Here is a 15,265-nt window from a genome sequence, read left to right on the forward strand (position 1 = left end):
AAATGTTTCGTCACCTGTTTTGTATTGTATCTCTTAACGCATTTGTTCATAGCTACGAATATGAGCTAAAATGGCGGGATCTTTAATTTTGGAATCTTCACTTAGCAATAAAAGCTTCGACATAATTTCAGCTGTTCGTGGATCATCATCTACCATAGGTAAGAAGATGCGTCCTCGATGTTGAGATGGGACAGCGATAATCGGTATCATCGAACCGCCAATTTGATGAACCACACCACTACCTAAATGCAAAGAATAGCTTGCTAGTTTACCTTCAATTAGGGCATGTTGTCTTTTCATTTCTACGTTAGATAGCTTTAATAATTTAGCCAATTCTTCAACAATGATACTGCGCATTTCAACAGTAGAATGACTTGCCTCAGGGTCTACCCCACCAACATGGGCAACGCTGACAACGAGATCCATATCCCGCATAACCTCTGAGAATATCGTGGCTGGAATATCATCCAAGACGATACCTTTGCCTGTTAAACGATCGTAGAAGTAAACACCTTCGATAGCAGGTGCTTCAATTTCTGCTGGAGTAAACCAATCTGCCTGTGCATACAAGGATGCCACTATATTTTCTTTGTAATACACTTTACGTGGTCCTGTTTCGTAACTAATTTGCCATCCTCGTGTTTTCAGCAAGGCCACTGTTTGAGATGGATTTACTTGATGTCCCGCATAACGCAATGATTGTTTTTGTCCTTTTTCATCTGCATTAATGAGATATAGCTCACGGAACACTTGTTTAAATGGTTGTTGTATTTTGTGCTCGAACATATAGGCTTGCCATTGTCTCCATTGACCACTTTCAAGAAGATGGTAAGGATGAGCAATCATGAAGGCTGTTGTTGGAGCCAGTTTCACAATGTTACCTGAAAGTACCTGTAAGCCCTCTGGCGTCATCATCCCAACATGCTCACCGCTAATAAAAATAAGCTTTTGTAAAAGGGGAGCTAGAATTGGATGCGCTAATAAATTGATCAGCTCTTCCATTGAAAATACTGTTTCTAATGCCATTGCTTGCTCAAGTGCTGGACGTGCACGTTTATACTGCTCTTGTAAATCTTTGCGAGCTTCTTGCAAAGTGACAATGTCAACGTGCTTTTTTAAAGCAGCAGGAATATTCTTTAGTTGTTTACCATCTTTTTCAACGATTATAGTAACTGTGGCATCTTCTTCGATTTGTAAATGGGCTGTTATTTGTTCGATAGATTGTGCATTAAATAAATGATGGATATCGTTAAAAGCTGATAATTCCATCCGCCATGTGAAGCGAGTGGCTTCTCCATCGCCAGCATTGCGTGCTAAATTTTCCAGTGCAATACTAGCTGCGCGTGCCTCACTCGCACGACGTTGAGCCCCAAATTGTTTACTCTCTTTTAAAAACTGTTGAATAAATTGGTAACGATGTAAAGCGTCTTTATCATCTGAATTTTTTAATGGAATAAGTCCAAGTGCACGCAATTTATCTTTATTGCGTTTTTCTTGGATTTCCTTCATTAATGGCTTTGGACTGAGTGTGCCAATGGCTGTATCTGCATATAGCTGAGCACGACGATGGTTGGCTCCTTCTGAAGCATATTTTGCTGCATCATAAACAAGTTTGAATTTTTTCGAACCCAGTGTTTGGTAGGCACTTTGGAACCAAGCTAAATCAAAGGCTCCATCACGAAAATCTTCTGCAGTTATGCTTGAGAAAAGTGCAATCTGATCTTTGGCATAGTCGGATAAAGAATCTGTAGTATGGGCGATAAAATACCAAGCAGATTCTTTTAGCCCCTCCCAGTCAATTACTTCACTAACAAGGTCTATCCAATGTTGGTTATACATCATGGCTTCGATTAAACGTTCTTTAGAAATCTCAGTGTTTTGCCATGCTTCTTTTAACTGCAGGGAAGTTTCTTCCTTTTTAGGATAACAGCTAGTTAGAAGGCGCGAGAATACATCCTTCTTCGTTTCTGCCTGCCAAATATAGCCTCGTGCAAGCTTTTCACCATCGAGTGCCTGTAAAATTTGCAGGAAATAATCAATTCCTTCAAAGTGAGAAATGCTACTAGCAAGCTTGGTAACAGCGGTAGGCGTATCACCACGTTTAAGCTCTATAGCTAATATACGATCAATAGCTTGTTCACGAATAGCAAGGAAATCAGTTAAGTCTTCAAATGACTGATAGCGTTCTAGCAGTTTACTTGGCTCGGTAAATATTTCTGAAGCGAGCGTATTAGTAAAAATGGCTTCATATAAATGGTCTTGCGTCAATAAACCAACTTTAAGTGCATCTAAATATTGAAATAATGATACATCGTATAGGCTTGGGCTATAATTTTCTTTTTGCATGCGCTTTGTTAGCTCTTCATTGATGGCGAGCATTTTAGCATAATCACCATAAGTTGCATAATCAGATAAGCATCGATCGACAAATGCCTCAATAACATCTAAGTCAATAATCGTAGATGTGGATTGATAGTAATAATAACCTTTATCTCTTACGTCAACCCGCCACTGATCAGCAGGGATTTGTTTTAATAGCTGAAGCACAATACCAACTGCCTGTTCAAAGCTATTAAATGCTGGTGCATGCCGTTCTAGTAATGAAGTGGCTTCTTTATGCAGTATGGTCTCTCCTGAAATATTCTTAATGTCTTGCGACAGAACTGAAAAAATTTGTTGAAGGGTATAGCGATATTTCAAGGAGTTAAATTGAGTAACATATTTTTTGATTTCTTCATATTGAAAGAAAGGTTCGATAAGAAGACGAGCTGCATCGGAAAGGTCATGAGCAGCAGGATATTCTGATAGGTTATTATAAAAGTTAAAATAGGCTAAATCCTCACTGCTAAATAATGATGATTTGATCCATTCAACAATGACCTCTGGTATAGGGTAAGCATCTAGACTGGCATGTCGCTGACTGTCTGTTTTAGAGGCCACAATACTGTATTTTTGCCCAAGAGTAGTAGTCTCTTTGGTGTCGTTCCATTGATAGGTCTCATATTCAAAATCAGCATGCTCATCTAGTATTTGAATGAGTTGCTCCAACTTAGAGAAAAGCTTTTCTAGATCATATTGAAAGAACTTTTCAATGGGTGTAGATGTCTGTACATATAAAGGTACAAGCTGCTGCCAAGGTTCTTCACCATTCAGTTTGATAGGGCTATTGGCGATGCTATCGTATGGAATAGGCGCATGTGGTGTATATAAGCCAAAGCCATTGCTTTCGTTATATTCTGGTACATCCCTAGTTACTAATTGTTCGAGCAGTACTTGTTCATTTTTTGATACTTTTGGTAATAGGGAGCATAATGCCGTAATTTTTTCGCTTGCTAAGTCGTTGTCTTTAGAGGCTTCTAACAATAATTCAAGACCTCCAAGCCTCTTTAACTGCTTACTGTCTTTTATTAATCGTTCAGCACTTTGCAATATATGATCTTGTGGCTGAACTTTCAAGAGTGAAATAGCCTCTTTCCGTAGAGCACCAGATTTATTGGCTAAAAGATCCTCGATTTTTGCTATTTCTTCTTTGGTTGGTGTCAGAGCGTGTATTTTCTTTAACGCAAGAGAACGATTGATCGAGCTTCGATCTCTTAAAGAGTTAAATAGAAATTCACGTTGTCCTTGTGCAATTGGATCAAGACAATAAATATTCAGTAGGCCGATCCTACTTGATGGTGGATAGGCATCTGCATGTGTGATGATTCGTTTGAATAATGCCTCGTCCTGTAGATGATGGGCAAGAATAATTTGTGTTGAAATTAAGTCTTCGAATGACAAGTGTACAAAGACAAAAGATAGAGGTTTTCCTGTGATGGATATTCCATCTTTTGTTATTTCATTTTTTGCCCATTCAAGTTGTTCAAATAAAGGATATTCTACGCCCTGTAGCTGAGAATTTTCATTCATGAAGCTTTGAAGCGTTTTATCCCATTCATTATCTCTAGCATATTCACTATTAATATAGTGATTGGCACGAAGGAAATTATCCCATGCAAAAGCAAATAGCTCGATATCTTTAGTTGATAAAATTAATTCCTTCACAAAAGGTGCTGTAAAGGAGATTTTTGATAGGTTTTTCAAAAAGGCCAGTGTTGTAAGCTGTATATGTTTATCCCGCTTTAAAAGATTGGCCAGCAGACCATCTAGCTTCGTATAATCTTTTGTAGAGATCGCCCATAATGCGACGTAAATATCAATGGTACGTTCACTTTTTAGCAGCTGTTCGGTGAAGTTATCGTCTTCGATCGCTTGGATGGCTAAAGACAAAACTTCCTCCGTTATTTTTTGATTTTCAAAGCTACTATAGCCAAGTCCCATCCAGGTATCGACTGCTCGAATAACGGAGGAGAACCTTGTCAGTTGATGCTCCTGAATGAGCTTCATCATTTTGAGTTGTGCATCCAGATTACCATGGTCAATATTTTCTACAATCGCTTGTCGTAGCCCTTCTTGACGTGCAGCTGCTACTAATAATTTACCAAGTGCTTCATGCATACGACTATTGCTTGATTTGAAAATGCCACGAATGAGTGGGTGACCGAAAAAGCTACTATGATGCTCATCAAATAAAATACTCTCCACTGCCTCTTCAATGAAAGAATTTTCTAGGGACAATTCTTCAGCCAGCAACTGCTCAAAGACATTAAAGCCCATTACTTTGTCATTTTCATTTTTCAATACATAGGAGCTATAGTTTGGATAGGAACCATGCTCATATTGACTATGGTGAGTTAGTAAATCCTGCAGACTAATTTCCTCAAATGTCAGCATTTCTTCTATTAATTGCAAGCATTGAAAAAGATGATCTTGTACAGAATGAGCTGAACGAAACGAACGACGTAAAATACCAGTTTGGAACATCGTAGTATCATAACGTAATGCTAGTTTCTTAATCTGGAGTGCACGTTGTTGTGAAGAAAATAGAGTAAGAACCTCTAATAATGGACCGCTAAGTAACTCTTCCAGTGATTGAACCTGCTGTGCTGCAATAAGCTGTTCAATGTCATGATCTCGATTGTCCATATATTTTAATAATGCTGCTGCTAGTGGCTGTATAGTTGTTGGTGCGGTATCGATTATACTTTGAAAATGTGCTTTTTGTTCATGTGATAGTGTCATGAAAAATCCCTCCTTACCAAATGCGTCCTGCAAGCATTGTTAGTTTAATAAATGTAAAAACATCGTCTTCCTGTACGGTTAGTGGTGAAGTAAGCGAATCTATGGACTCCTCATTGTGAAGTACTAAGAAAAGCTCATCTTGAAAAGCTTGAAGCATTGTAGAGATCGCTTGGTCAACTGATTGGCATGAATCGTTCTTTTTCTCTTCAAAATGTACTTTGCCATACTGAGCTGCATCTTCTAATTGCTGATCGGTTAAATAAAGATGAAGTGGCGTATCTACCATTTTATCGTTATATTGTTGTACCTGTTGTGTGACAAGCTGATTAAGTAAATCTTGTAAAGTTATGACAGGCTCTTCGATAAAAAAAGGAATTTGTTGAAGCGTACGTGATTTCTTACCGATTGCTTTTTGTTGGTAAAATAAACGCAATCTAACACCTCCTTACAATAATCTCATTATACAAGAGTGTGAACTATGAAAAGAATAAGGCATATGACGCGAGTTGCGTAAAATATTTTGGGAAATGTGTAACGAAAAATAGCTTGCAACGACTTATTTGTAAGGTAGAAAGTGGGGTGAAGTTTTGCCAAAGATATATTAGAAGTAGAACGTTTGTACGATTTTTATCATCGAGATGCGTATCATTTTGCGCTTTATTATACAAAAAGTAGGGAAGAAGCGGAGGATATTACGCAAGAAATATTTTTCAAGGTGCTTAAACAATTCAACCGTTATAAGAATGAAGATAAAGTAAAAACTTGGATTTTATCTATTGCATGTAATAGGCAGTAGATATACATAGAAAGAACGTGTCAAAAAACTGTAAACAACATAAAAACAGAAAATCCATTCGCTGTAAATGCGATGGATTTTTTTGTGGTTTATTGAAAGACATCTTTCCTTTTCCTATTTCATAAGCTTTATAGGTATGATTTATCAAGCTAAAAGGAGGTAAAATCATTCAAATACATGTTGTACGTGCTGGTGAGTCTTTATGGGGTATTGCGCAGGCATATGGTACTACAGTTCAAAGTATTGTAGATGCCAATCAAATTCCAGAGCCAAATCGTTTAGTTGTGGGGCAAGCTCTTGTGATTCCGATTGTTGGAAGTTTTTATTATGTACAGCCAGGGGATAGCTTATGGTCAATTGGACAACGTTTCGGTATTAATTATGTAACACTTGCCCAAGTAAATGGTATTAATCCGAATCAACCATTAGCTGTGGGGATGAGATTATATATTCCGCAACCACCAAAAACAAGAGCAGAAACATTAGCATACTTAGAGCCGAGAGGTACATCTGTTAGTGAGGTGCTTTTGGATCAAGCTAGAGAAGCGGGCCCCTATTTAACATATTTAGCTTTATTTAGCTATGAGGCCAGACGAGATGGCACCTTACAGAGACCGCCAAGCCAAGGGGTGACACAAATTGCAGATGATACTGGGGCTTCCCTTGCGATGGTCGTTTCGAATCTGGAGAATTTTAGTTTTAGTGGAGATCTAGCGAGAGACATTTTTCAAAGTACAGCTGTCCAGGATATACTCTTTGATAACATTCTTGCGGAAGCTAGAAGACTAGGGGACGTTAAGGATATCCATTTTGATTTCGAAAATTTACCAGGTGATCAACGACAAGCCTATAACAATTTTTTAAGAAGAGCTGTAGAAAAATTCCATGCTCAAGGATACACAGTATCTACTGCATTAGCTCCAAAAACAAGTGCGGGTGAGCGAGGTCCATGGACAGAGGCACATGATTATAAGGCACATGGAGAAATAGTAGACTTTGTGTTACTGATGACCTATGAATGGGGTTATTCAGCAGGGCCACCAATGGCCGTTTCCCCTCTTCCCGAAGTAGAGGCTGTTGTAAAATATGCACTTAGTGAAATACCTGCAAGTAAAATTATGCTGGGACAAAATTTATATGGTTATGATTGGACGTTACCATTTGTTCAGGGTGGGCCTAATGCAGAAGCACTGAGTCCACAAAGAGCCATTGAAATTGCTAAACGTTATAATGCGGCTATTCAGTATGATTGGAGAGCACAAGCACCATTTTTTGAATATTATGATGAACAAGGTCGGGCACATATTGTATGGTTTGAAGATGCAAGATCCATTCAAGCTAAATTCAATCTTGTCAAACAGAATAATCTTCGTGGCATTGGCTATTGGAAATTAGGACTACCCTTCCCTCAGAATTGGCTATTAATTGGTGCTAATTTTAACGTAGTGAAGAAATAATCCAATATATAGTAATGCTGGTGATATTGTGTACCTTATTCTAGGTAGTTGTATTATAATTATGGTAAATATTTTTTTAGGAGGATTATATTGGTTAAATTTAAAAACTTAGGAATCATCTTAACATCTACAGCTTTCACAGTTAGTTTATTTTCACCAGTCTCCCAAGCATCAGCAAATGAAAAGGTAGCTTCAGAGAGAATTGAAATTCAAGTTGCTTCAACGGATACAAAAGTCTCAAAAAGTACGCTTATTAAAAAAATACACGAGATTTTCCCAGGGAAATTTGATTTTGTAAAAGATACTGATTTTCATATAGGGACAGGGCATTACTTTAGTGACGATAAAACCATTCGATACGACCTTAGCTTTAATAAAACAGTAAATGGTAGGGATATCCATGGAAGTTTTACATTTAAGGGAGATAGCTTGGAGCTGGAAAGTTTCTATTACGAACCTGCGAATAAAGAAGAAGCTATGTATCCAGCAAAGTATTCTGAGACGGAGGCCCAAACAATTGCCGATGATTTCTTAAAAAAGATTCCGAATACTGCAGGATATAAGCTCCAAGAGGATGATTTTGACTATTATTTCAATTCTTCTAGGCCTTTATCAGAACCAATAAGATATTCATTTGTGTATGCACCGACACATGATAATATACCGATTGCAAATTATCGAATTTCCATTGATGTACTTGCAAATGGTGAGATTGCTAGTTTCTATCGCTATTCTGATTCTATTAGTCAGGCAACATTTGATCGTGTTGATCAGAAAAAGAATGAATCAGATGTACTCGCTCAACTACGTGAAAATTTATCGGTAGAATTACGTTATGTAATAGACTATGACTTTGAAACTGGTAAACAATTTGCAAAGCTAGTCTATGTACCATCTTCAGGTCTTAATGGGGTACATGCACTTTCTGGTCAATGGCAATCTGCAAATGGCTTCACATCACAGGTGCCATTGACTAAAAAAGTAGAAAAACTCTCTGCTCAGCCATTGGGACCACGTAAGAATGGAATAACAATCGCAGAAGCTGAGGAATTAGCTAAAGCGATGATAAAAACGGATTCAAATAATAACGCAAAATTAGAAATAAGTATGGTTGATGAGAGAGAAAATGAAAATGGTGAGACTATTTATTCTATCCACTATTCATATTCGTATAAAAATAGTAGTGTTGGTACCTCTTTAGAAATAAAGAAAGCAACTGGAGAAGTGATTCACTACAATGATATAAGCAAGGAATACTCAACATCAGATAATGAGGGGGTCAAAATTTCTAGTGAAGCTGCATTAACAAAGGCAATTGGATACTTAAAAGAATATGCCCCTTCGTACTTACATGAGTATTCTAAACCAATTGATGAAGTGGAAATAAATGAATACAATGATGACTATAATTTCACATTCCCACGCATTGTCAATGGGATTCCGGTTAGTGGTGATGGGTTAATGGTTGCTATAGGTCCAGATGGTTCTCTACGTTCACTATATATTAGTAGCCAAGCTATTAAAAACTGGCCATCTCCAAATAAGACGTTTTCTAATGAGCAAGCAAAAGAGTCATATAGTAAGGCTCTAAATGTTCAATTACAATATGTGAAGCAAAATAGTAAAGATAAAAAACATTTCAATTTAGTCTATACACCTATTTTTGACGATAGCCAATTTAATCAAATTGATGCGACGACAGGTGAATGGTTAAAACCAGTAGATGAGTCGAAAGAAAAGTTTGTGATCTCCCATCCAACAGCTGCTAATGAGTTGAATTATCTACTGAAGCAAAATATTTTAGACGTAAAGGATCCTGCAAACTTTAATGCGGATCAAGCTGTGACAAAAGGGGAAGCATTGAAAATTTTACTGAAATCAGTATCATATGGCTATTTTGGTAATGGTGATGGAGAAAAGCAATCCTTCAACAATATTGATAAAAATCATCCATTATATGGAGTTGTTGAACAAGCAGTAAGAATGGGGATTTTACAGCCAGCCAATCAATTCGATGTGGATGCAACTTTGACTCGCCAAGAGCTAGCAATATGGTCAGTAATAGTATTGCAATTGGATAACGTGGCGAAGTATAAGGATATTTATAAATTAAACTTTGCTGATGCAGCTTCTATTGATCCGGCATATACAGGTTATATAGCGATCGCAAGTGGTATGGGTCTGATCGACGCACAGCAAAATAATTTTAATGCTACTAAGAGTGTGTCCTATGCAGATTTGGCTGTCTCAACAGTCCGTTTAGCAAAAGCAGTTCAAGAAAATAAAGGCGATAGAAACTTCTACTATTAGTTTACATGAATAATTGTAAGGACATTTCCTCATTGAAGGAAATGTCCTTTTTAGGTTAGTTTGGGGTTGAATAGGGAAGTAATATGGAATGAAAGGAGTGTACAATCGTATGAAATTAAAATCATTTTTAGCGATTTCTTTAATGACGGCTATTCTTTATGGCTGTAATAAGGATGAAGTAAAAGATGTACCTGCTAATGCACCAGCTGATCAGAATGCTACACAACAGACTGGCGATACGCCAACTGACCAAACGACATTCAACTTTTTAGAGTTTTCTTTGGATGTTGATTATTCCGCTACGGAGTCATATGAGGTGGAGTATGAAGACAAAAAATCGGGAATCTCAGCGAAGTTACAGGATGATCGGAAAAATGTAAAGTTACAAGGTAATGAAGCCTATACAAAATTAGAGCCGTTATTTAAACAGCTGAATTTTGATTCTACAACACCGAATGATGAAGTGATTGATCAAGTAATCAACGTTTTTAATATTGAAGATAACTATCAGTCCATTGAGGTTGAAGTAGAGTTTATTGATGGAAATGAAAAGGAATTTAAACGACTTCCATAAATGAGATGAGCCAGCTAAAACAAAAAGCGTTAGCTGGCTTTTAAATTCATGAACCTTACCGTTCCCAATGTCGATGTTTAGAAAGGGAATGAATAAATGAATTTAGATTATTTGCAACGCCATCTTTATTGGCGATATGCTGTAAAAACGATACATTTTCAGCATAGCCTATTGTTTTAAAATGCTGGTAGGCTTCTTGAAAAAATTGTTCTGCTTTAGCTTGTTGATAGGAATCATGGAAAGATCCAGTCACATAAACTCCATCATAAAGTGAGGAAGAAGCGGTGGCAAATGTTTCATGAATTTCATAGCCATTTAGTATGCCCTGTTTTGTACTAATCAGTTCCACTACTATATTTTTGCTCAAGAGTGTAGCAATCAGCTCATTTAGGTTTTCTTCGGTATTTTCTGCTACAATTACTGCTACTTTTAAAGTTTTGACACTTTCTACAGCATTGATGACTTGACTAACAGCAGGGGAAGTTTGAGTAATATGAGGTACCTCTACTTGTACTGGCGGTACTATACCGATAGTATCAGCAATTGCTGTTGCAAGCGTATGACTGACATGAGCTAACATATCAACAACTTGTTTTCGAATTGCTTTGTTTTTTACTTTTCCAAGTTCGAAGCAAAAAGCATTAATGATATGCTTTTTCTCAACATCTGTCACACTCAGCCAGAATAATCGGGCTTGTGTAAAATGGTCTTTGAAACTATCACTACGTGCACGTACCTTATGTCCCTCTATTTTTTCCTCATAATGAGTATAGCCTCCATCTGCTTCAGAGATGGGGGACGGTGTGTTATCAGCTAAGGAATTATTATGGTAGCTAACTTGCCCGACATTAATCGTTTGTCGACCATAACCATCTCGTTGATTATTATGGAAAGGACAAATAGGTTTATTTATAGGGATTTCGTGGAAGTTTGGGCCTCCAAGTCGTATTAACTGCGTATCTGTATAGGAGAATAAGCGGCCTTGTAATAAAGGATCATTAGAAAAATCAATGCCAGGTACAACATGACCTACATGAAATGCAGCTTGTTCTGTTTCAGCAAAGAAGTTGTCCACGTTTTTGTTAAGTGTCATTTTACCAAGGATACGGACAGGAACTTCTTCCTCAGGCCATATTTTCGTAGCATCGAGAATATCAAAACTATAATTAAATTCATCTTCAACCGGAATAAGTTGCACGCCAAGCTCCCACTCTGGGAAATCACCTCGTTCGATCGATTCCCATAAATCTCTGCGGTGGAAATCAGGATCTTTCCCAGCGATGATCTGCGCCTCATCCCAAACTAGTGATTTAACTCCAAGCGTCGGTTTCCAATGAAACTTAACAAAGTGGGCCTTCCTTTCATCATTGATGAAACGATAGGTATTAACGCCGAAACCTTCCATCATTCGATAGCTTCGTGGAATCGATCTATCCGACATATGCCACATAACCATATGGGCAGATTCCTGATTGTTCGCAATGAAATCCCAAAATGTATCATGGGCACTTTGAGCTTGGGGAATTTCATTATTTGGTTCGGGCTTTACTGCGTGTACAAAATCTGGAAATTTAATAGCGTCTTGTATAAAAAATACAGGTATATTATTTCCGACTAAATCATAATTACCTTCCTGTGTATAAAATTTTGTAGCGAAACCACGTGCATCACGAACAGTGTCGGCAGAGCCCCTTGAGCCCGCAACAGTGGAGAAACGAACAAAGACAGGTGTTTTCGTTCCTTTCCCATTTAAAAATTGTGCTTTTGTAATATTGCTTGCACATTCATAGGTTTCAAAAATTCCATGTGCTGCTGATCCACGTGCATGCACCACTCTTTCAGGAATACGTTCATGATCAAAATGCGTCATTTTTTCGCGAAAATGAAAATCCTCCAGTAAAGTTGGGCCACGATCGCCAGCTTTTAGAGAATGTTCATCTTCAGCTATTTTTAATCCTTGATTGGTTGTGAGAGACTGATTTTTATCACTTACTCGGAATGCTTCTAGTTGTTGTTGTTTTTGATTGACATCTTTTTTCATTTAGAATCCTCCTTTATAAGTTACAATTACTTTCTACCCGCGGAAGAAGTTCACAAACATTTGCAGCTAAAATGAAAATACGAAACAAAATGATTGCTGATCAAAAATGAATGTGGTATTATTATCTCGAATTAAAGATAATTAAATTCGAAATAAATGAGGTAGTCGTATGAAGGAAGACAATCGTAACTTAAAAGCATTTACGGTCTTGTTCCGAGCATATCAAACGATTCAGGATGCAACCAAAAGGGATTTACTTCAATATGATTTAAATCAAACCGAATTTTCGGTCCTTGAATTTCTGTATCATCGTGGCGAGCAGCCCATTCAAGTGATCGGTAAAAAAATATTAATTGCAAGTAGTAGTATTACTTATGTAATTGATAAGCTCGAGCAAAAAGGCTATGTATTTCGGAAATCATGTCCTAGGGATCGGCGTGTCACTTATGTATTACTAACAGATGAGGGACAGGCTTTAATGGAAGAGATTTTCCCTAAGCATGAACAAAAAATAAATGAGGTTTTTGAAGTATTGGAACCTCAGGAGCTGGAAACAATGATTTTGTCACTTAAAAAAGTTGGCAAAAATGCTAAATGACATTTAAAAAATTTTAAATATATATCTCGATATCGAGATAATTAGGAGGAGCATTATATGAATCATTTAAAAGGTGTACACCATGTAACAGCTATCACAAGTAGTGCTGAAGAAAATTATAAATTCTTTACTTATGTATTAGGGATGCGCTTAGTGAAGAAAACAGTTAATCAGGATGATATTCAAACATATCATTTATTCTTTGCGGATGATAAAGGTAGTGCAGGCACAGATATGACGTTCTTCGATTTCCCTAACATCTCAAAAGGGGTACATGGGACAAATGAAATTTCAAAAACTTCCTTCCGTGTACCAACGGATGCAGCTATAGATTATTGGGTAAAGCGTTTTGATCGTTTAAATGTGGAACATACGGGTATTAAAGAACAATTTGGTAAGAAAACACTATCTTTCGTGGATTTTGATGATCAACAGTATCAGCTTATTTCTGACGAGCATAATGCAGGTATTGCATCAGGTACGCCTTGGCAGGATGGTCCTATTCCACTTGAATATGCTATTACAGGTTTAGGACCAGTATTTGTCCGTGTAGCTGATTTTAAATACTTTAAAGATGTGCTAGAAAAAGTAATGCTCTTTACTGAGATTGCAAAAGAAGGAGACTTCCATCTATTTGAAGTAGAGGAAGGCGGAAACGGCGCTCAAGTGATTGTAGAACACAATACTGTGTTACCAGTAGCTCGTCAAGGCTTTGGTACTGTTCACCATGCGGCCTTTCGTGTAGAGGATCGTGCGGTATTAGATGAATGGACTGCACGTTTTGAGAGCTTTGGCTTCCACACATCTGGCTATGTAAATCGTCATTTCTTTGAATCATTATATGCCCGAGTAGCTCCTCAAATTTTATTTGAATTGGCAACAGATGGCCCAGGATTTATGGGCGATGAGCCGTACGAAACTTTAGGAGAAAAACTTTCATTACCTCCATTCTTAGAACCAAAACGAGCACAAATTGAAGGACTTGTTCGTCCTATTGACACTGTAAGAAGCTCTATTACGTTCGATAAAGAATATGAGTAATACTATTTTATTCAGTAGAGAAAAATTTTCTCTACTGAATGGATACATACTGGATTGGAGGTTTAATGAATGGAATTTTCTAAGCTGATTGATAAGCGTCGCTCGGCAAACAACTTTCTGAAGGACGTTAAGATGACTGAGGAAGATATACGTCCCATTTTAGAGGATGTCAAACTTGCTCCATCAGCCTTTAATTTACAACACGCCAATTATATCGTTGTGTTGGATGAGGCTATGAAAGAAAAAGTACGAGAGGCTGCATACGGTCAATATAAAGTGCATTCAGCTTCAGGGGTCATCCTTGTACTAGGCGATAAAGAAGCATACAAAAATACTGCTGAACTAAGTCAAGGTATGGTGGATTTAGGTATTATAACAACCTATGAATTAGAAGAAATAGTTGCTGAGAATACTAACTTTTATGAAGACCGCGGTGAAGCATTTATGAAAGAAGATGCTATTCGTAACGCATCTTTGTCAGCTATGTTATTTATGCTAGCTGCGAAAAATCGCGGCTGGGACACTTGTCCAATGATCGGCTTCGATAATCAAAAAATGCGTGAGCTTTTTAATGTGCCTGAAACACAAGAAATAGCTCTAATGATTACTATTGGAAAAGAAAAAGAAAGCAGTCGTCGTTTACGTGGTTATCGTAAGCCAGTTGAAGAATTTGCCACTTACTATTAATGTGGTATAAAATACAATAGCTATACAAATACTAAGAATAATGTACATTTAGGAGGAAACATCATGAAAGTAGTAGCAATCGTAGGTAGTATCCGTAAAGAATCTTATAATATGCAGTTAGCTCAATTTATTCAAAAACGTTATACTGAGAAATTTGATCTAGAAGTTTTAAGCCTGAAGGATCTACCGATGTATAATCAAGATATTGAAAATGAAGCACCACAAGCAGTTCTTGATTTTAAAGGAAAAGTAAAGGCTGCAGATGCTGTATTATGGGTAACACCAGAGTATAATGGAACAGTTCCAGGTGTTATGGTCAATGCAATTGATTGGTTATCTCGCGTAGATAAAGTAATGATTGGCAAGCCATCTATCATTATGGGTGCATCTATGGGTAACTTGGGTACTGTAAAAGCACAATTACATTTGCGTGATATTTTATTCTCACCTGGCATTAACTCACCATTGCTAAGTGGCAATGATGTTTATATCGGTGCTGTGCACACTAAATTTGATGCAGAAGGCAATTTAACTGATGAAGGTACAGTGAAATTTTTAGATATAGTAATTGATAACTTCCTAAACTGGACAAAAAAATACGTTTAAGTTAAAAACTAACCCATAAGTATATAATATACTT

General features: G+C 37.3%; 11 protein-coding genes. 8 read left to right on the forward strand and 3 right to left on the reverse strand.

What is annotated here, in order from left to right; all coding sequences use genetic code 11:
• Positions 1-33: 33 nt before the first annotated feature.
• Positions 34-5,121 (reverse strand): DUF4132 domain-containing protein, encoded by a 5,088-nt coding sequence (locus AO843_RS16015; protein ID WP_054612095.1) that lies wholly within the window; start codon positions 5,119-5,121, stop codon positions 34-36.
• 13 nt (positions 5,122-5,134) lie between these two features.
• Positions 5,135-5,554, reverse strand: coding sequence for a hypothetical protein (locus AO843_RS16020; RefSeq protein ID WP_054612096.1), 420 nt, complete (start codon positions 5,552-5,554; stop codon positions 5,135-5,137).
• A gap of 183 nt (positions 5,555-5,737) precedes the next feature.
• Between AO843_RS16020 and AO843_RS25605 the strand changes: the two genes are divergently transcribed.
• The 4 genes from AO843_RS25605 (at position 5,738) to AO843_RS16040 (ending at position 10,258) form a co-directional block, all read left to right on the forward strand.
• Entirely contained in the window at positions 5,738-5,917 is a 180-nt protein-coding gene (locus AO843_RS25605) for an RNA polymerase sigma factor (protein WP_054612097.1), read from the forward strand.
• Positions 5,918-6,084: 167 nt separating this feature from the next.
• Positions 6,085-7,374, forward strand: a complete 1,290-nt coding sequence (locus tag AO843_RS16030; protein WP_054612098.1) for a glycoside hydrolase family 18 protein — start codon at positions 6,085-6,087, stop codon at positions 7,372-7,374.
• Between the two features lie 90 nt (positions 7,375-7,464).
• Positions 7,465-9,684: a YcdB/YcdC domain-containing protein gene (locus tag AO843_RS16035; protein ID WP_054612099.1), complete on the forward strand. Its 2,220-nt coding sequence runs from the start codon at positions 7,465-7,467 to the stop codon at positions 9,682-9,684.
• Between the two features lie 109 nt (positions 9,685-9,793).
• A complete protein-coding gene (locus AO843_RS16040) occupies positions 9,794-10,258 on the forward strand; it encodes a YusW family protein (protein ID WP_054612100.1) in 465 nt (154 codons plus the stop codon).
• 55 nt (positions 10,259-10,313) lie between these two features.
• On the opposite strand, the gene AO843_RS16045 is transcribed toward AO843_RS16040, so the two are convergent.
• Positions 10,314-12,299: a catalase gene (locus AO843_RS16045; protein WP_054612101.1), complete on the reverse strand. Its 1,986-nt coding sequence runs from the start codon at positions 12,297-12,299 to the stop codon at positions 10,314-10,316.
• 169 nt (positions 12,300-12,468) lie between these two features.
• Between AO843_RS16045 and AO843_RS16050 the strand changes: the two genes are divergently transcribed.
• The 4 genes from AO843_RS16050 (at position 12,469) to AO843_RS16065 (ending at position 15,231) form a co-directional block, all read left to right on the forward strand.
• A complete protein-coding gene (locus tag AO843_RS16050; protein WP_054612102.1) occupies positions 12,469-12,897 on the forward strand; it encodes a MarR family winged helix-turn-helix transcriptional regulator in 429 nt (142 codons plus the stop codon).
• A gap of 57 nt (positions 12,898-12,954) precedes the next feature.
• The gene (locus tag AO843_RS16055) at positions 12,955-13,938 is read left to right on the forward strand and encodes a ring-cleaving dioxygenase (protein ID WP_054612103.1); all 984 of its coding nucleotides are present in this window, start codon (positions 12,955-12,957) and stop codon (positions 13,936-13,938) included.
• Positions 13,939-14,007: 69 nt separating this feature from the next.
• Positions 14,008-14,625: a nitroreductase family protein gene (locus tag AO843_RS16060; RefSeq protein WP_054612104.1), complete on the forward strand. Its 618-nt coding sequence runs from the start codon at positions 14,008-14,010 to the stop codon at positions 14,623-14,625.
• Positions 14,626-14,688: 63 nt separating this feature from the next.
• Positions 14,689-15,231 (forward strand): NADPH-dependent FMN reductase, encoded by a 543-nt coding sequence (locus AO843_RS16065; protein ID WP_054612105.1) that lies wholly within the window; start codon positions 14,689-14,691, stop codon positions 15,229-15,231.
• Positions 15,232-15,265 lie beyond the last annotated feature (34 nt).

This window comes from Lysinibacillus sp. ZYM-1 (genome assembly GCF_001308875.1).
In the GTDB taxonomy this organism is placed as follows: Bacteria; Bacillota; Bacilli; order Bacillales_A; family Planococcaceae; genus Lysinibacillus.

Bases quoted from the DNA above. Each gene is read 5' to 3' on its own strand.
- AO843_RS16015 (WP_054612095.1), bottom strand. From the start codon at position 5,121: ATGACACTATCACATGAACAAAAAGCACATTTTCAAAGTATAATCGAT.
- AO843_RS16040 (WP_054612100.1), top strand. From the start codon at position 9,794: ATGAAATTAAAATCATTTTTAGCGATTTCTTTAATGACGGCTATTCTT.
- AO843_RS16045 (WP_054612101.1), bottom strand. From the start codon at position 12,299: ATGAAAAAAGATGTCAATCAAAAACAACAACAACTAGAAGCATTCCGA.
- AO843_RS16050 (WP_054612102.1), top strand. From the start codon at position 12,469: ATGAAGGAAGACAATCGTAACTTAAAAGCATTTACGGTCTTGTTCCGA.
- AO843_RS16055 (WP_054612103.1), top strand. From the start codon at position 12,955: ATGAATCATTTAAAAGGTGTACACCATGTAACAGCTATCACAAGTAGT.
- AO843_RS16060 (WP_054612104.1), top strand. From the start codon at position 14,008: ATGGAATTTTCTAAGCTGATTGATAAGCGTCGCTCGGCAAACAACTTT.
- AO843_RS16065 (WP_054612105.1), top strand. From the start codon at position 14,689: ATGAAAGTAGTAGCAATCGTAGGTAGTATCCGTAAAGAATCTTATAAT.